Genomic DNA, 17,646 nt, shown 5'->3' with positions numbered 1-17,646 from the left:
AAAGTTGATACCGCGGATATCGGCAAGGCCCGTCAGCTCCTTACGGAACCAGCCACCCGCCTGAGTACCGGTATCACCGGACAGGAAACCTTTAACGCCGAACTGATCGTAGACTTCGTCCCAGATCTCCTGACCGCCCATGTAACGAATCCAGGCCGCCAGCTCACGTGAGGTCATGCCGTAAGGCACCCCGGTGAAGAAGTTGGTGGCACGGCTCTTGTTCTGCCAGTAGTAGGCAGCACCATGACTCATCTCGGCAGAGCCTTCGATAACGGCATCAAACACACCCAGTGCCGGTACCAGTTCGCCTGCAGAGTAAACCTGTACGGTCAGACGGCCATCCGACATGGCGGTGATACGATCCGCCAGACGCTGCGCACCAACGCCCAGACCGGGGAAGTTGCGTGGCCAGGTGGTGGCCATACGCCAGGTGATGCGACGTTGCGCAATGGCTGGGGCTGCCAGAGTGGTTGCGGCAACACCGGCACCGGCCAGAGCTGCATTTTTCAGAAACTTACGACGCTGCATGGATTATCTCCCTTTGCGTTTATTGTTATAGGTACCCTCTTGCCCGCAGGCAGACGGTTACGCCCTGTTGTTATGGCTTGAATTTCAATAAATATCAAGAGTTACATCATTATTCTTTAATATGATACCTGCTCATTTTTCAGTATAACTGCACCGCACCAAGAAATGTCGCATATAGGCACAAGGTTCACAAAACGCACAAAGACCTGTATAGTGCGCCCTCTTTAATATAAGTGGCCTGAATTGTGCTGAAAGCAACTCTCGTGCGGACCACTCCGCCCTAGTATCCCCTCTCCTTGCCGTCACCGGCCAGTACAGGCGTGTCAGATGTCGACAAAACGACAAGAACAACTGATGCTGCTGAATGCTGAATCTGATGTATCTGCTGGCTGATGCTCAGCCGTGCGCAGCTACAGAACAATGTCATTACTCTGTTTTACCCTCAATCCTGCACCGCGGATATTTTCTGCATGCATGATCCGACATACTGACAACTTGTGGGACTCTCTATCTATGCTTTTTTCATCAACACGACAAGACTGGTTCGGCAACATACGCGGCGATCTGCTGGCGGGCATTGTTGTAGCACTGGCCCTTATCCCTGAGGCGATCGCCTTCTCGATCATCGCCGGTGTCGACCCGCGGGTCGGCCTCTATGCCTCCTTCTGTATCGCTGTGATCATCTCGATCGTTGGTGGGCGCCCCGGCATGATCTCCGCCGCAACCGGCGCCATGGCGCTGCTGATGATAACGCTGGTCAGAGATCACGGTCTGGAATATCTGCTGGCTGCCACCCTTCTGACCGGCCTGCTGCAAATAGGTGCCGGTTATCTCAAGCTCGGCAGCCTGATGAGGTTTGTATCGCGCTCTGTTGTGACAGGCTTCGTCAATGCACTTGCGATTCTGATCTTCATGGCCCAGTTGCCGGAGCTGACTAATGTGACCTGGCATGTTTATGCGATGACAGCAGGCGGGCTGGCGATCATCTATCTCTTTCCCTATATCAACAAGACTATCCCGTCACCACTGGTTTGCATTCTGGTTCTGACAGGCATAGCCCTGCTGCTGGGTCTGGATATCCGTACCGTCAGTGATATGGGTGAACTGCCTGACACCCTGCCGATCTTCCTCTGGCCAGATGTACCTCTGAATTTTGAAACCCTGTGGATCATTCTGCCCTACTCAATGGCACTGGCGATTGTCGGCCTGCTTGAGTCACTGATGACTGCTACCATTGTTGATGATCTTACCGACACTAAAAGTGACAAGAACCGCGAATGTAAAGGTCAGGGTGTTGCCAATATAGGTGCCGGCCTGCTGGGTGGCATGGCCGGTTGTGCGATGATCGGTCAGTCGATCATAAATATCAAATCCGGTGGTCGTGGGCGACTATCGTGCCTGACTGCTGGCGTCTTTTTGCTGCTGATGGTGGTCTTTCTGAGCGATCTGATCGGCATGATTCCGATGGCCGCACTGGTCGCCGTGATGATAATGGTCTCTATCGGAACCTTCAGCTGGGATTCCATCCGCAACCTGAAAAAGCACCCGCTGTCGACCAATATCGTCATGCTGGCCACTGTTGCTGTCGTGGTGGCTACCCACAACCTCGCCTACGGCGTGTTTGTCGGCGTTCTGCTGGCATCACTCTTCTTCGCCAACAAGGTAGGCAAGTTCCTGCATATCACCTCCGAGCTGGATCAGCCCAGCAAGACACGTACCTATAAAGTGATCGGCCAGGTATTTTTCAGCTCTGCTGATCAATTCACGGCCTCATTTGATTTCAAGGAAGATATTGATCGTATCGTCATTGACCTGAGCCGCGCTCACTTCTGGGATATCACTGCAGTGGGAGCTCTCGACAAAGCCGTGATCAAGTTCCGCCGCGAAGGGATTGAGGTGGATATCATCGGTCTGAACGAGGCCAGCGCAACGATTGTTGACCGCTTCGGTGTGCATGACAAGCCGGAAGAGATCGGCAAGATCATGGGGCATTAGGCGACTTGTGCTTGCTGAGAAGCTGTTTAATGACTTGCGGCTCAGCTCGACAGCCACTATCTTCAACGTCAGAGGGTGACTCGTGACACAGCAGAAGAGGGATTCCATGCAACACGTAATCGCATCAATCGACAGCTACAACCATATGGCTGAAACCGTGGTGGACTATGCCGTCTGGGCCAGTGAGCAACTGGATGCACCGCTGGTGCTGCTGCATGTACTGGAAAAAGGCGACCTGCCCGTGAACAGCAATCTATCCGGCAATATTGGTCTGGGTAGCCGGGAGGCGCTGCTTGAAGAGCTGACAGCATTGGATGAGAAACGAGCCAAACTGATGCGAGAACAGGGGCGTCTGGCCCTGGAAGATGCCCTGAAGCGCGCATCTGATCAAGGCATAACCGATGCCGCTACACTACAGCGCCACGATGATCTGGTAACAACACTACAGGAGCTTGAATCCGACTTGCGCCTGCTGGTGATGGGGCGTGAAGGCAGTAATGAAAGCAGTGCACCGAATCATATCGGCACCCATCTTGAAAGCGTGATCCGCACCCTGCATCGCCCCATTCTGGTTGCCAGTGGTGATTTCAAGAAGCCGGAACGCTTCATGATCGCCTACGATGCCAGCCCGACTGCGAAGAAAGTGATCGATATGTTGGCTGGCAGCCCTCTGCTGATAGATACTCCCTGCCATCTGTTGATGATTGATGCCGATACCGACACCTCCCGCGAACAGCTCAAGGAAGCCCGAGTCAAACTGGAAGCCAAAGGCTTTTCTGTCACAGAGGAGGTTGCAGCTGGCGAAGTGGAGCCGGTGATAAACGAGCGCGTGAAAAGCCTCGGTATTGATCTGTTGGTGATGGGCGCTTATGGCCACTCACGAATTCGCCAGTTTCTGGTCGGCAGCACCACTACCAAGCTGTTGAAAAGCGCACAGGTACCGCTACTGCTGCTGCGTTGAAACAAGACTGCATCGAATGGCTTATCAGGCAGCGTGCAAACCCGTGCTGCCTGAATCATCACCTGGCATTCCGGGTTTTCAACCCGGCGTCGTATGTGCTTCAAGCGCCGATCTCAGCTCAGGCGAGAGCACAACGGTTTTTGCCGTAGAGAAGTCATAGTGCACCATGGTTGCTGAACCCTTCGCGCCCATAACGCCTTTCTGCCAAGCTTCCTGATAGACCGTAAAGGAGCTGTTACCTATGCGACTGATAGAGGTACGCACCTCTACATCCTCACCAAAGAACAGCTCGCCGGTATAGTCCACCTCGATTCGGGCCAGAATAAGTTGCCATTTCTTCGGATCAAGATCCGGTGTGAATATCCTGAAAACATCATTGCGCGCCAGCTCGAACCAGACCGGCAAACGAGTATTGTTGATATGGCCTAGCGCATCCGTGTCCAGAAACGCTGGCGTAATAGTCATGCTGAACATGTGTCATACCCTGCAGAAAGTTCAGCAACAGTTTAACAGCAGAACTTGATAAGGGTAATCACTTATTCCGGGATTTTACCTAAACATGCGCGGTTGCGAACTCATCAGCTGCGACAGACCGGCAGATGTACCTGGCCAATCCCCATCAACTGCTCAAGCGCTGGCCGCTGATACAGATAGCCCTGCATCAGATAGACCCCCTGATCAACCAGAAAGCAATGCTCTTCCTCGCGCTCAATCCCTTCTGCAATCACACCTATACCCAGCTCTTCAGCAACAGAAACTATCCCCTTAACAATCACCTGACGAGCACGGTTCTGATCAATAAAGCTGATCAACTGCCGGTCCAGCTTAATATAATCCGGTTGAAAGTCTGCCAGCAGGTTGAGACCGGCATAGCCCTGACCGAAGTCATCAATTGCCGTCAGAAAGCCTTCCGCCTTGTAGCACTCAAACACCTCCAGCAGCAGACTATGACTGGTGATTCGTTCATGTTCTGCCACTTCAAACATGATGTTATGGCTGGGTACTGAAAATTTACGGGCAGCTTCCAGCGTTCGCGCAATGCAGGTTTCGGGCTTGTAGATAGCATTCGGCAAAAAGTTGATGCTGACCCGTGTATCCAGACCAAGCCTGGCTGCCGTTGTGATCGCAGTCACACGACACAACTGATCAAAGCTGTGAACATTTTTGTCTGATATTCTACCCAGTACTTCACCGGCAGACTCGCCCTGCTCGCCACGCACCAAGGCTTCCTGTGCAAAAATCTGCTGATTTCTGACATCAATGATCGGCTGGTAAGCCATTCTGATTTTAAAGCCCAGCGCTTTACTGCAAGAGCACTGCTCAATCTCACTCATAGTTCCTCCTGACTCTCACTCTTTATGAGATCTGCACTTAAAGATATACGTAAAAAGCACACAAGTGTACTTCAATCAGCGACCATGAATATAAAACAGGATCTTCAAACGGGAAAAGGAGCGCGGGAATAAGGCGCGGAATGCAGTTAAGGCAGTGTTAACCTGCCAAGGCTCATGCTAGTATCGAAAACGAAATATCCCGTGTGATATTTAAGGTATTCCGCTGTTTCAATACAGCGCTGAAGAATCAACCTGTCCAAGTATGACCGAGGCATAATAACGATGAAAAAACTGTTAATGATTGCTGCAACTGCCCTGATACTGCCACTGACTGCATCCGCTGAACGTAGTGGTGAAGAGGTCTATAACGCCCACTGTGCAGTATGCCACGTTGCTGGCGTTGCCGGTGCGCCCAAACTGGGTGACAAGGATGCCTGGGCTCCTCGTATCGAGAAAGGTCTGGATGCACTGCTGGCCACCTCTATCAGTGGCGTTGGCGCCATGCCACCAAAAGGCACCTGCATGAACTGTTCTGATGCTGAGCTGAAAGCATCTGTCGAATACATGATCGAAGCGTCACAATAATCTCTTCGATCTAAGCCCGACCTGAATAGGGTCGGGCTTTTTTATGCGCTGAATATCTGAAAATGTGCTGCGCACGGTTAATCAAAAAATTTCGTCCGGCGTCAGCAGCAAACCTTCCAGGTCATCGAGGGGTTGCGCCTGTATGCGCTCCAACTGCTCTTCATCGTCTCCCTTCTGAATCACAATTTCGACACGCCGGTTGATGGCCCGGTTTGCTGCAGTGTTATTCGGCACCAGAGCCCGCGTATCCGCATAACCTGTCACCAGAAAACGGCTCTGATCCATACGCGGATCCGCAAACAATTCATGGGCAACCGATAAGGCACGCGCCGAGGATAGATCCCAGTTGGATTGGAAGCGTACCCCCGTATAGGGGATGTTATCGGTATGTCCCTCGACAGCCACACTGCCACCGACAAACAGCAGTACATCACGTATCTTGGCAATCACGGGAATATAGTCGGAACGCAGCTCTGCGGAGCCGGATTCAAAGGACCCCTGCTCCTTGACGCGAATGATGATCTTGGTACCTTCCACCTCAACCTCAACCGCACCATCTCCGATTTCCGTAGCCAATGCCTGAGCAAACTGCACCGCCTGCTGCTGAGCCTCCTGCTCCAATTGGCGCATGGCCTCTGCAGTCATGCCCTCCAGCTGATCACGTACCTCTGCCTCTCCTACACGAGAGCGCACGTCCAGGGTATGCAGATCTGCCTGAGTGGTCATCTGGCGTACAATATTGAGTGGTGTCGGCTCCGGGCGGCCGGGGCTGAACTCCTGCGCGATGATTGACGTACCCTTGGGGATATCTTCAACCTTGATATCCGCCTGAACACCGAAGGCTTCACGCATGGAGCCTGCCAGCTGTTTGAAGCGCAACACATCCATCTCGGAAAACGCCAGCAACAGTACAAAAAAGCACATCAGCAGCGCCATCAGATCCGCAAAAGTCGCCAGCCAGGCCGGCGACTTCTTACAGGGGGGACATTCGCACTCTTCTTCAGCAGCACTCATCCGCGCTACACCTCACCCGCAGTGGCAAATCGTTTTTTCTCGGGCAGATAGTTGCGCAGCATCTGATCGATCACTCTCGGGTTCTGCCCCGCCTGTATCGCCAGCAAACCATCAATGACCAGCGAGTTGTTCAGAGCCTCTTCATCTCGGCGCAGATTGAGCTTGTCTGCAATCGGCAGTGCTATACAGTTGGCAACCATGGCACCATAGAGTGTGGTCAGCAGGGCAACAGCCATCGCCGGGCCTATCGCCTTGGGATCGTTCATGTTGGCCAGCATCTGTACCAGACCGACCAGCGTACCGATCATCCCCATGGCAGGTGCAACATCACCGAGCTGGGCAAACACCTTGGCACCAAAATCATGCCGCTGAAAAGTCATCTTCGCTTCTTTATTGAGGAGCTGACGCACCACATCCGGATCGTGTCCATCCACCAGCAGCTGTATACCGCGCTGCATGAAAGCACTGGATACCTCCTTATCCTCAAGAGAGAGCAACCCACCTTTACGCGCAGCATCTGCCATATCTACGGTTTCGGCAATGATGATTTCGGGACTGATTGATTTATACATGAACGCCTTGGCCGCGACCTTACCCGAGGCCAGAAACTGCCCCAAGGTAAACTTGGCCATAACTGCAAACAACGCACCACCCACCACAATCAGAAAGGAAGGCGGATTGATGAAGATCCCCAGATCACCGCCCAGTACCATCGCCATGACGATAATACCCAATGACCCCACAATTCCGAGCAGCGTTGCTATATCCACGTATGTCCCCTCAACACCAAGCCAAGCCCGTAAACACTCGTTTGGATAGGATCATACCAGATTTATCAACATCTTCATCCGTTGAATCCACCTTCATGACTAAACTTTGGATTGACCCTGATACAGCAGTTGGGTACCGTTTCATCCCTTACTGAAGAAGGTCTCTTATCATGGTGCGCAAACAGAAAACTGCCGACTTTGAGCAATCACTGGCACAGCTTGAAGCGCTGGTCGAAAAAATGGAGCAGGGAGATCTGCCACTGGATGCTGCCCTGCAGGCATTTGAAGAGGGCGTAAAGCTCACCCGTGAATGCCAGGGCATTCTGGATCAGGCTGAACAGAAAGTGCAGATGCTGGTCGAAAGCCAGGGCGAGCTTAAAACAGCCCCCTTTACCAGCGTTGACGCTGAAGGTGAATGAATCGTGCAGATTGCTGATCGTCTGAAACAGATACGCCTGCGTACAGAACTGCAGCTGGACAGCCTGATATCCACCTCAGACAGCATAGAACCAGCACTGCAGCTGGCGATGCGCTACGGACTGCTTAACGGCGGCAAACGTATCCGTCCGGCACTTACGTACCTGGCCTGTGAATTCAGCGGTGGCTCCCCGGAGCAGGCTGATCACGCCGCAACAGCCATTGAGTGCATTCACAGCTATTCACTGATTCATGACGATCTGCCGGCAATGGATAATGACGATCTGCGCCGCGGCAAACCCACCTGCCATATCGCCTTTGATGAAGCCACAGCCATTCTGGCGGGGGACGCCCTGCTGACACTCGCCTTTGAACTGCTGAGTCGGCCTGACTCCCGCTGCCAACCAGCCCAGCAGCTGCAGATGCTGCACTGCCTGAGCAAAGCCAGTGGCGAACGAGGCATGGTGCTGGGGCAGGCCTTTGATCTGGCGCATGTCGATCAGCCTTTGACTCTGGAACAACTGCAGGCGATGCACAGCCATAAAACCGGTGCATTGATTGTCGCTGCACTTGAGCTGGGAGCACTGGCAGCCGGCAACACAGACCCGCTCAGACTGGAGCATCTGCGCCTGTTCGGTCAGAAGATGGGGCTGGCATTTCAGATCAAGGATGACCTGCTGGATATTGAAAGCGATACCCAGACACTCGGCAAGCCCCAGGGCTCTGATCAGTTGCAGAATAAGCCTACCTACCCTGCATTACTGGGACTGGAGGGTGCCCGTGAACGCCTTAAGCAATTACACCTTGAATCCATTACACTGCTTGAACCCTATGGCGAGTCGGCTCAGGCACTGATCGACCTTGCCGACTATATCGTCAACCGGAACCACTGATGTTGTACACACTCCCCACCGAACGCCCGACAACACCCCTGCTGGACAGCATCAGCGCACCTCAGAAGCTGCGCGAACTGTCTCGCGAACAACTGCCCCTACTGGCTGAAGAGCTGCGCGCCTGGCTTCTCTTCAGTGTCGGCCAGACCGGTGGACACTTTGGCGCCGGGCTTGGCGTAGTCGAACTGACTCTGGCACTGCATTTTCTGCTCAACACTCCAGAGGATCACCTGATCTGGGATGTCGGCCATCAGTGTTATCCACACAAGATTCTGACCGGACGCCGAGAAGCGCTGCTGACCATGCGCCAACAGCACGGGCTCGCCCCCTTCCCCAAACGCGATGAGAGCCCTTTCGACAGTTTCGGTACTGGCCACTCCAGCACATCCATCAGTGCGGCACTCGGCATGGCGCTGGCTGACCGCCTGCAACAGTTGCCACATCGCAGCGTCGCCGTGATAGGTGATGGTGCGATGACGGCAGGCATGGCATTTGAAGCCCTGAACCATGCCGCCCATACCGGTGCCAATCTACTGGTGATCCTGAATGACAACGACATGTCGATCTCGCGTAATGAGGGAGGCCTGGCCACCTATCTGGCCAACAATCTGAAGAACAAGCTGGATGGCGAAACCACCGCCGCACTCTTTGAGGCACTGGCCTTTGAGTACAGCGGCCCGGTTGATGGCCATGATTTTGATCAGCTACTGCCAGCGCTCAGTGACCTGCTGAGCAGACCCGGTCCGCAGTTCCTGCACGTGATCACCTGCAAGGGCAAGGGCTATGCACCGGCTGAAGCCGATCCGGTCGGCTTTCATGCCATCACCAAGATAGAACCACTGACTGAACCGCTCAAGCAGCCGCCCCCGCCCAAACGCAGCAAGTTCTGCAATATTTTCGGGCGCTGGTTATGCGACACGGCAGTTCAGGATGAGCGACTCGTTGGCATCACCCCGGCCATGTGTGAAGGCTCGGATATGATCGCCTTTTCCAGCCAGTTCCCCGAGCGCTACTTTGATGTTGCGATTGCCGAGCAGCATGCGGCGACTCTGGCCGCGGGCTTTGCCTGCGCCGGTATGAAGCCGGTACTGGCGATCTACTCCACTTTTCTGCAGCGTGCCTACGATCAGTTGATTCATGATATCGCGATTCAGAAGCTCGACCTGCTTCTGGCCATCGATCGTGCCGGCCTGGTCGGTGAAGATGGCGCCACCCATGCCGGCTGCTATGATATTGCCTTCATGCGCTGCCTGCCGGAGATGGTGATCATGACACCTGCGGATGAGGATGAGCTATATCGGATGCTGAACACCGGCTACCATCATCGAGGGCCAGCTGCTGTTCGCTACCCTCGTGGCTCTGGCAAGCCCGGAAAAGGCCTCAAGATCGCGCTGGATGAAACCTGTGAAATCGGGAAAGCACGACTCCTGCGACAGGGCGAGCAAGTGGCTTTGCTGAACTTCGGCCCCCTGCTGCCGGCCGCAGAAGCAGTCGCAGAGCAGTTCAATCTGACACTGGTGGATATGCGTTTCGTGAAGCCTCTGGATGAGGTACTGATCGATGAACTGACCCGCACCCACTCGACGCTGATCAGCATTGAGGATCACGCTATCATGGGAGGCGCAGGATCTGCAGTTGGCGAGTACTTACACCAGCAGCAATTACCTGTGGAACTGGTCTGCCTCGGTATTCCGGATCAGTGGATAGAGCATGCCAGCCGCGAACAGCAACTGCAGCAGTGCGGACTGGATATTGCGGGAATTTCCAGGTGTGTCAGTGAGGCGCTGAGTAGTTAGCTCGCACCTCACTATTATTACAGCCCCTCACTCCTCGCGAAAATGTTCCTCGGTCATCATATGGCCGAGCTTGCCCATCTTGGTCTGCAGATAGCCTTCATTATGGCGGTTCTTGCCAACCTGCAGGGGGACGCGTTCGGCCACTTTCACACCCGCACTTTCCAGCGCCACCACCTTGCGCGGGTTGTTGGTCATCAGTTTTACCGATGTTACTCCGAGATGCTGCATCATCGGCAGGCAGATACTGTAATCACGCATATCAGCCGCGAATCCCAGCTGCTCATTGGCCTCAACCGTATCCGCGCCATGATCCTGCAGATCATAAGCCCTGATCTTGTTCAGCAGACCAATGCCCCGTCCCTCCTGACGCAGATAGAACAACACGCCGCGCCCCTCCTCCGAGATACGGCGCAGCGCCTCCTGTAACTGAAAACCACAGTCACAGCGCAGGCTGAACAGCGCATCACCCGTCAGACACTCCGAATGCATCCGCGCCAGCACCGGACCGGGCGTTGTGATATCCCCACAAACCAGCGCCACATGCTCTTTCCCAGTTGCCGTATCCTCAAACCCGACCATGGTAAAAACACCCCAGGGGGTCGGCAGTTTAGAATCGGCAACAAACTTGACGGTCACCTTAAGCTTTCCTCAACAATAGACAAACAGCCACCTTGCAAGGCTCTGCTTAACTTCAGGCAAAGAGAAACAGACCAATCTGAATCAGAATAGCGGCATAGATCCCCGCAATCACATCATCCAGCATGATCCCCATACCACCCTTGACTCGCTTATCCACCCAGCCGATCGGCCAGGGTTTCCAGATATCAAACAGGCGGAACAATGCAAAACCGATCAGTATCCACAGCCAGTGTGCCGGCACCGCAATCATCGTGATCCAGAAACCAACAAACTCATCCCAGACAATACCGCCATGATCATGCACACCGATATCATCCGACGTCCGCTGACAGATCCAGACGCCAATGGCAAAGGCCGCCAGCAGGATCAGCAGATAGGTCGTCAGCGGCAACTGCACCAGCAACAGCCACAGTGGTATTGCCGCCAATGTACCGACCGTACCGGGGGCTTTGGGAGACGCGCCGGAGCCAAAGCCGAACGCAATAAAATGAATCGGGTTACGCCAGACCGACGCAGGTGTCTTACTCATCAGGCTTCCTTAAAATGGTCGTACCCAGCCAGCGAACGTTCAACCTCCTGCCCCTGACTCATCAGACGCAAGCTATTACTGTCGGTGATCTCACCAATGCAGGTGATCTGAACACCTGTTTCGGCAGCCAGTTCGAGGCACTTGTCCCAGCGACTTTGCGGGAGGGTGAAACAGAGCTCGTAGTCCTCCCCACCACCCAGTGCCCAGTCGATACGCTGCTCGGCATCGGAGCACCAGTGGCACATGGCCTCAGATAGGGGCAGACGCTCCAGATGGATATCAGCCCCCACCTGGCTTGAGTTGAGAATATGCTGCAGATCGGCACAGAGCCCGTCTGAAACATCGATGGCTGCATGCAGATGAGGTGCCAATGCAAGCGCCAGATCCACACGCGGTTCCGGGCGATAAAAACGCTGCTGTAACCAGCTGACGGCCAGATCCACCCTGGCGTTGCTCAGCATAGACTGCAACCCCGCGTGGCTGTCGCCCAGCGTGCCGGAGACCGCGATAAGATCACCTTCGCGCGCGGCACTTCGCAAGAGTGCTTTGTCTGGTTCGACAAAGCCATGCACCTGCACACTCAGTACCAGCGGACCACGCGTGGTATCACCGCCGACCAGCACAATATCCAGCTCAAACGCATACTGTGCCAACGCACAGGCAAAGGCTTCGAGCCATACGGGATCGGCTTTGGGCAGCGTCAGCGCAAGGGTGAACCAGGCCGGCCTGGCCCCCATTGCAGCCAGATCACTGACGGCAGAACCCAGCAGACGGGTCGCAATATGTTCAGCCTCCATGCCGACCGGAAAGTGAATCCCCTCGACCAGCGTATCGATCGAGACAGCCAGTTGCTGACCCTCTGGCGGCATGAGCAGCGCACAGTCATCACCGATACCGAGCACAACGTCATCCTGTCGTGCTGCAGTCGTGGCAAAAAAATGACGAATCAGCTCAAACTCACCCATGAATCACCTCAGCGTCTGGCCATCACTTCAGCTGCTCTGACTTTCTGCGCCAGCTTATCCAGCACGCCATTGATATAACGATGGCTGTCAGTTGCCCCGAAGATTTTCGCCAGTTCAACACTTTCGTTGATGGCGACCCGATAAGGCACCTCGATGCGATGCATCAACTCATAGGTGCCGATGCGTAACACACCCAGCTCCACCGGGTCCAGATCATCCAGCGCCCGGTCGATATAAAGCGAAAATGCTGTATCCAGATCATTTTTGTGCGCGCTTATGCCACGCAACAGCTCGCTGAACAACGCAACATCGGTATCAGCCATATCATTATTGACACGGAACTGTGCCTCGATCTCATTGATCGGAGAGCCTTCCACCTGCCACTGATAAAGAGCCTGCAGCGTGAAGCTTCTGGCATTTCTGCGGCGCTCGGTGCGCGAGGTCTTCACTTTTTTCTGTGGCGCGTCGGAATCACTCATCATCAAACCTCTAGCTGACGCAGCAGACTGACCATCTCAAGTGCCGACATGGCGGCTTCGGCCCCCTTGTTACCAGCCTTGGTGCCAGAGCGCTCAATCGCCTGCTCGATATTATTCACGGTCAGGATACCATTGGCGACCGGCACATCAAACGCCATCATCACCTGAAAAATACCGCTGGAACTCTCGCCGGACACATACTCAAAATGCGGCGTGCCGCCACGAATCACAGCACCCAGGGCAATGATCGCATCTTCCTGCTTCTGTTGTGCTACACGCTGCACAGCCAGGGGGATCTCGAAGGCACCCGGCACCCGCACAACTCGGATATTCTCTTCACTGACACCATGACGGCGCAGCGTATCAACAGCGCCCTGCAGCAGACTCTCCACCACGAACTCATTGAAGCGCCCGACCACTATCGCATACTTTCCATTGGCGCTGATAAAGTCGCCTGCAATCTCTTTTACTGACATCATCGATTTCCGTCTTAATCCTGATAAGGAATATATTCGTCTATCTCCAGATCAAACCCGGAGATGGCATTGAATTTCATCGGTGAACTGAGCAGACGCATCTTACCGACACCCAGATCACGCAGTATCTGCGAGCCGGTTCCGACGGTCAGATAAGCACCGGAGGCACTGACATTGACTTTGGACGGTGTCTTGCGACCATCCAGTATCTGATCGATCGCATCACCCAGATCAATACGCCGACCACTGTCGAGCAGCACCACAACCCCCTTGCCCTCTTCCGCCACTCGTCTCAGAGCACGGCGCATGGTCCATTTGATCTCGTCATTGGCACTCGGGCTGGCACCCACCACATCGCGCAACACTTCAGAGCGGATATGCACACGCGCCATGGTCGGTTCATCCGCCTTGATCTCACCCTGATAAAGGGCCAGATGGGTACAGTTCTGGATGCGATCGGCATAGGTGACAAAGTGGAACTGACCAAACTCGGTCGAGAGCTCGCCTTCACGCACCCGCTCAATGGTGTGCTCGTTGGTTGTGCGATAATGAATAAGATCCGCAATTGTGCCAATCTTGAGGCCATGCTTTGCAGCAAATTTTTCCAGATCCGGACGTCTGGCCATGCTGCCATCATCATTCATCACTTCGACAATCACAGACGCAGGCGTCAAGCCAGCCAGATGTGCCAGATCACAACCTGCTTCAGTATGCCCGGCACGACTCAACACTCCACCCGGCTGTGCCATCAACGGGAAGATATGCCCAGGCTGCACGATATCTTCAGGTCTGGCATCGGCTTTCACCGCCATCTGCACGGTATGCGCACGGTCGGCTGCTGAGATACCAGTCGTCACGCCAGTGGCCGCCTCAATCGACAGCGTGAAGTTGGTGGAAAACTGGGCACCGTTACTCTGCACCATCAGTGGCAGCTTGAGCTGCTCGCAGCGTTCACGCGTCAGCGTCAGGCAGATCAGACCACGCGCATGGGTCGCCATGAAATTGATATCCTCAGGGCGCACCTTTTCGGCAGCAATGACCAGATCGCCTTCATTTTCACGATCCTCGTCATCCATCAGGATAACCATCTTCCCCTGGCGTATGTCTTCAATCAGTTCTTCGGGGCTGTTCAGCTCCATTGCTTCTCTCCAGCCGCCTGAGGGCGGTGTAAAAATCGTTTTTTTCAGCCAGACCGTAAGAGCAACATCATCTCTGGCTGGCATGATTGGATATATTTTAGCAGGATACGTCGGATTCAGCCCTTATCAGTGCTTATCCGCCATGCGATACGTCAGGCGCAGATCCTGCTCCATCGGTGTCAGGTCTATCAACTCCAGACGTACCTGCTGTGACATATGGGTCAAGGGCAGCGCCAGCAGCGGTCGCGCGTCACTGCCGAGCAGAGTCGGTGCCATATAGATCACCAACTCATCCACCAGGCCCGCCTCAACAAAAGCACCAGCGAGTCTTGCCCCGCACTCAACCAGTATTTCATTACAGCTGCGCTCAGCCACCAGCCTGCGCAGCAACGCCGGCAGATCGATAGCGCCGTTTTCTGCCGCTGGCAACTGCCAGATCTCTGCGCCCGAGTGAGTCAGCCTCTGTTGCATCGCCTCATCCTGGCTCAGGGTTGCAACCAGTAAAGACCCCGGCTCAGATATGATCCGGGCGTGCAACGGCAGACGCAGACGTGAATCCAGCACCACCCGCAAGGGCTGACGAATATTGCCATCGGCAAACAGATCTTCACGCCTGACTGTCATCGCCGGATCATCCAGCAATACCGAATCAATTCCGGTCAGAATGGCCGAGCTGCGTGCGCGCAGGGCCTGCACATCGTTGCGCGCCGCTGGACCGGTTATCCACTGCGACTCACCGCTTTGCATGGCGGTACGTCCATCCAGACTCATCGCCAGCTTGATCCGCACAAATGGCAAGCCGGTTTCCATACGCTTGATAAATCCCGGATTCAACTCTCGTGCCTGGGCTTCGAGCAATCCACACGCCACGTCAACACCAGCGGCCTGTAATCGCGCAAGACCGTTACCGGCAACGGCGGGATTCGGGTCAACCATGGCTGCTACAACCCGTTTGACACCGGCTTTGATCAGCGCATCCGCACAGGGTGGTGTTCTACCGAAGTGACTGCAGGGTTCGAGCGTGACATAAGCCGTGGCACCCTGCGCCTGATCTGCAGCAGCACACAGCGCCAACACTTCGGCATGTGGTTCACCAGCACGCTGATGATAACCCTCTCCTGCAACCTGACCATCACGCACCAGCACACAACCGACACGCGGGTTCGGATCGGTGCTGTACAGCCCCTGCCAGGCCAGCGCTATGGCGCGTGCCATAAAGATCTGATCCTGCTCGGAGAAGTCAGTGGAGACGCCCATGGAAAGAGGAGCGGTAGGCATCAGTCGTCCGCCTGATCCCGGCTATCGATATCACCATTACTCTCTTTCAGAGAGAGGCGATCGATCTCCTTGCGGAACTCATTGATATCCTGAAAACTGCGATAGACAGACGCAAAACGGACATAAGCGACCTGATCCAGCTTGCGCAGCTCCTGCATGACCGCCTCGCCCACATCGCGGGAGGGCAGTTCACGCTCACCGGAGGCTCTCAGGCGGTGTTTGATACGCGTCAGACAGGCTTCAAACTCTTCCACGCTGACCGGGCGCTTTTCCAATGCCCGCTGGATGCCGGCGCGCAGCTTGTCTTCATCAAAAGGCTGGCGTGTGCCATCGGTCTTGACCACTTTGGGCATCAGCAGCTCAGCTGCTTCAAAGGTGGTGAAGCGTTCGTGACAACTGATACATTCACGGCGACGCCGGATCTGCTGCCCCTCGGCTACCAGCCTCGAGTCAACGACCTTGGTTTCGTTAGCGCCACAGAAAGGACAGTGCATGCCATTGCCTCATCAAAAAGAGCGAAAGGTCCATCCGTGGGCTGGAAAGGTTCCAGCCCACGGATGGACCAGGTTGTAAAGACTACTAAATCAGCTGTATACAGGGAAGCGAGAGCAGATCTCCAGCACCTGACCCTTGACCCGTTCAATGGTCTGCTCATTCTCGATATCATCCAGAACATCACAGATCCACTCGGTCAGACTGGTCACTTCCGCTTCCTTGAAGCCACGACGTGTAACTGCCGGCGTACCGATACGCAGACCTGAGGTGACAAAAGGTGAGCGCGGATCGTTCGGTACCGCATTCTTGTTCACAGTGATGTTGGCACGACCCAGTGCAGCATCCGCATCTTTACCGGTTACATTTTTGTCGATCAGGTCCAGCAGGAACAGGTGATCTTTTGTGCCACCGGAAACGATCTTGTAACCACGTGACAGGAACACTTCGACCATCGCCTGAGCATTCTTCACCACCTGAGCCTGATACGCTTTCCACTCAGGCTCCATCGCTTCTTTGAAGCACACCGCCTTGGCCGCAATGATATGCATCAGCGGGCCACCCTGAGACTCAGGGAATACTGCAAAGTTAAGCTTCTTCTGCAGCTCTTCATCGGCACGGGCAGACAGAATAAGGCCGCCACGCGGGCCGCCCAGAGTTTTGTGCGTGGTAGTGGTGACAACATCCGCCACTGCCAGTGGTGATGGATAAACACCCGCCGCAACCAGACCGGCAACATGCGCCATATCGACAAACAGATAAGCACCGACCTTGTCTGCGATCTCACGAAAACGCGCCCAGTCTACGATCTGGGAGTAGGCAGAGAAGCCAGCGATGATCATGCGCGGTTTGTGCTCCAGCGCCAGACGCTCCACTTCGGCATAGTCGATCTCACCGGTTTCTGGATTCAGGCCATACTGTACTGCATTGTAGATACGACCGGAAAAGGAGACAGATGCACCATGCGTCAGGTGGCCACCATGGGCAAGGCTCATACCCAGAATAGTGTCGCCAGGCTTGCACAAGGCCATGAACACGGCCGCATTGGCCTGTGAGCCGGAATGTGGCTGCACGTTGGCATAGGTGGCACCAAACAGCTCCTTGGCGCGCTCAATCGCCAGATCTTCCACCACATCAACATACTCACAGCCGCCATAGTAACGCTTGCCGGGATAACCTTCTGCATACTTGTTGGTCAGTGCTGATCCCTGCGCTTCCATGACGCGGGGGCTGGTGTAGTTTTCGGATGCTATCAGCTCTATATGCTCTTCCTGACGAGCCGTTTCCGATTGCATCGCAGCCCACAGCTCCTGATCAAAGCTCGCAATTGTCATCTCTTTGTTAAACATGGCTGTC

Annotated in this window: 20 protein-coding genes; 6 read left to right on the top strand and 14 right to left on the bottom strand. The window is 54.7% G+C overall.

Annotation, left to right across the window (positions count from 1 at the left end; translation table 11 throughout):
* The coding region (locus tag F7R27_RS15255; RefSeq protein WP_151705116.1) for a TRAP transporter substrate-binding protein at positions 1-528 on the bottom strand (528 nt) is incomplete at its 3' end.
* 513 nt (positions 529-1,041) lie between these two features.
* On the opposite strand from F7R27_RS15255, the gene F7R27_RS15250 reads away from it, so the two are divergent.
* Entirely contained in the window at positions 1,042-2,523 is a 1,482-nt protein-coding gene (locus tag F7R27_RS15250) for a SulP family inorganic anion transporter (RefSeq protein WP_151705115.1), read from the top strand.
* 106 nt (positions 2,524-2,629) lie between these two features.
* Positions 2,630-3,484 carry a universal stress protein gene (locus tag F7R27_RS15245; RefSeq protein ID WP_151705114.1) on the top strand — a complete coding sequence of 285 codons (855 nt, stop codon included), beginning with the start codon at positions 2,630-2,632 and terminating at the stop codon, positions 3,482-3,484.
* Positions 3,485-3,562: 78 nt separating this feature from the next.
* Here F7R27_RS15245 and F7R27_RS15240 read toward each other — a convergent pair whose 3' ends face one another.
* Together F7R27_RS15240 and F7R27_RS15235 are read right to left on the bottom strand one after the other, a co-directional pair.
* Complete coding sequence (locus F7R27_RS15240) at positions 3,563-3,958, bottom strand: acyl-CoA thioesterase (protein ID WP_151705113.1); 396 nt, start codon at positions 3,956-3,958, stop codon at positions 3,563-3,565.
* Positions 3,959-4,062: 104 nt separating this feature from the next.
* Entirely contained in the window at positions 4,063-4,818 is a 756-nt protein-coding gene (locus F7R27_RS15235) for an EAL domain-containing protein (RefSeq protein ID WP_151705112.1), read from the bottom strand.
* A gap of 282 nt (positions 4,819-5,100) precedes the next feature.
* On the opposite strand from F7R27_RS15235, the gene F7R27_RS15230 reads away from it, so the two are divergent.
* Positions 5,101-5,403, top strand: coding sequence for a c-type cytochrome (locus tag F7R27_RS15230; RefSeq protein WP_151705111.1), 303 nt, complete (start codon positions 5,101-5,103; stop codon positions 5,401-5,403).
* 81 nt (positions 5,404-5,484) lie between these two features.
* Here F7R27_RS15230 and F7R27_RS15225 read toward each other — a convergent pair whose 3' ends face one another.
* The gene (locus F7R27_RS15225; RefSeq protein ID WP_151705110.1) at positions 5,485-6,417 is read right to left on the bottom strand and encodes a flagellar motor protein MotB; all 933 of its coding nucleotides are present in this window, start codon (positions 6,415-6,417) and stop codon (positions 5,485-5,487) included.
* A 5-nt stretch (positions 6,418-6,422) separates the two neighbouring features.
* Entirely contained in the window at positions 6,423-7,187 is a 765-nt protein-coding gene (gene pomA, locus F7R27_RS15220; RefSeq protein ID WP_151705109.1) for a flagellar motor protein PomA, read from the bottom strand.
* 170 nt (positions 7,188-7,357) lie between these two features.
* On the opposite strand from pomA, the gene F7R27_RS15215 reads away from it, so the two are divergent.
* The 3 genes from F7R27_RS15215 to dxs are packed head-to-tail and all read left to right on the top strand — an operon-like array spanning position 7,358 to position 10,293.
* Positions 7,358-7,606, top strand: coding sequence for an exodeoxyribonuclease VII small subunit (locus F7R27_RS15215; protein WP_151705108.1), 249 nt, complete (start codon positions 7,358-7,360; stop codon positions 7,604-7,606).
* Positions 7,607-7,609: 3 nt separating this feature from the next.
* Positions 7,610-8,497: a polyprenyl synthetase family protein gene (locus tag F7R27_RS15210; RefSeq protein WP_240776391.1), complete on the top strand. Its 888-nt coding sequence runs from the start codon at positions 7,610-7,612 to the stop codon at positions 8,495-8,497.
* Entirely contained in the window at positions 8,497-10,293 is a 1,797-nt protein-coding gene (dxs, locus tag F7R27_RS15205; RefSeq protein WP_151705107.1) for a 1-deoxy-D-xylulose-5-phosphate synthase, read from the top strand. Before F7R27_RS15210 ends, dxs begins: the two co-directional genes overlap by 1 nt.
* Positions 10,294-10,320: 27 nt before the next feature.
* Here dxs and ribA read toward each other — a convergent pair whose 3' ends face one another.
* The 9 genes from ribA to glyA all read right to left on the bottom strand — a co-directional run bounded on the left by ribA (position 10,321) and on the right by glyA (position 17,639).
* A complete protein-coding gene (gene ribA / locus F7R27_RS15200) occupies positions 10,321-10,929 on the bottom strand; it encodes a GTP cyclohydrolase II (protein ID WP_151705106.1) in 609 nt (202 codons plus the stop codon).
* 55 nt (positions 10,930-10,984) lie between these two features.
* Complete coding sequence (locus tag F7R27_RS15195) at positions 10,985-11,461, bottom strand: phosphatidylglycerophosphatase A family protein (RefSeq protein WP_151705105.1); 477 nt, start codon at positions 11,459-11,461, stop codon at positions 10,985-10,987.
* Positions 11,461-12,426 (bottom strand): thiamine-phosphate kinase, encoded by a 966-nt coding sequence (thiL, locus tag F7R27_RS15190; protein WP_151705104.1) that lies wholly within the window; start codon positions 12,424-12,426, stop codon positions 11,461-11,463. The genes F7R27_RS15195 and thiL overlap by 1 nt, the downstream gene beginning before the upstream one ends.
* A gap of 8 nt (positions 12,427-12,434) precedes the next feature.
* Positions 12,435-12,905 (bottom strand): transcription antitermination factor NusB, encoded by a 471-nt coding sequence (gene nusB / locus F7R27_RS15185; RefSeq protein WP_151705103.1) that lies wholly within the window; start codon positions 12,903-12,905, stop codon positions 12,435-12,437.
* Positions 12,906-12,907: 2 nt separating this feature from the next.
* Positions 12,908-13,381: a 6,7-dimethyl-8-ribityllumazine synthase gene (ribH, locus tag F7R27_RS15180; RefSeq protein WP_151705102.1), complete on the bottom strand. Its 474-nt coding sequence runs from the start codon at positions 13,379-13,381 to the stop codon at positions 12,908-12,910.
* Positions 13,382-13,395: 14 nt separating this feature from the next.
* Complete coding sequence (ribBA, locus tag F7R27_RS15175; protein WP_151705101.1) at positions 13,396-14,520, bottom strand: bifunctional 3,4-dihydroxy-2-butanone-4-phosphate synthase/GTP cyclohydrolase II; 1,125 nt, start codon at positions 14,518-14,520, stop codon at positions 13,396-13,398.
* 126 nt (positions 14,521-14,646) lie between these two features.
* Positions 14,647-15,798 (bottom strand): bifunctional diaminohydroxyphosphoribosylaminopyrimidine deaminase/5-amino-6-(5-phosphoribosylamino)uracil reductase RibD, encoded by a 1,152-nt coding sequence (gene ribD, locus F7R27_RS15170; RefSeq protein WP_240776390.1) that lies wholly within the window; start codon positions 15,796-15,798, stop codon positions 14,647-14,649.
* On the bottom strand, positions 15,798-16,292 hold the full coding sequence (gene nrdR / locus F7R27_RS15165) for a transcriptional regulator NrdR (RefSeq protein ID WP_151705100.1): 495 nt from the start codon (positions 16,290-16,292) through the stop codon (positions 15,798-15,800). Before nrdR ends, ribD begins: the two co-directional genes overlap by 1 nt.
* 90 nt (positions 16,293-16,382) lie before the next feature.
* Positions 16,383-17,639, bottom strand: coding sequence for a serine hydroxymethyltransferase (gene glyA / locus F7R27_RS15160; RefSeq protein ID WP_151705099.1), 1,257 nt, complete (start codon positions 17,637-17,639; stop codon positions 16,383-16,385).
* Between the last annotated feature and the right edge of the window lie 7 nt (positions 17,640-17,646).

Source organism: Nitrincola alkalilacustris, from assembly GCF_008973755.1.
In the GTDB taxonomy this organism is placed as follows: domain Bacteria; phylum Pseudomonadota; class Gammaproteobacteria; order Pseudomonadales; family Balneatricaceae; genus Nitrincola; species Nitrincola alkalilacustris.
The sequence above is the reverse complement of the archived record's forward strand: the minus strand, read 5'-3'. Positions and strand labels throughout refer to the sequence as shown.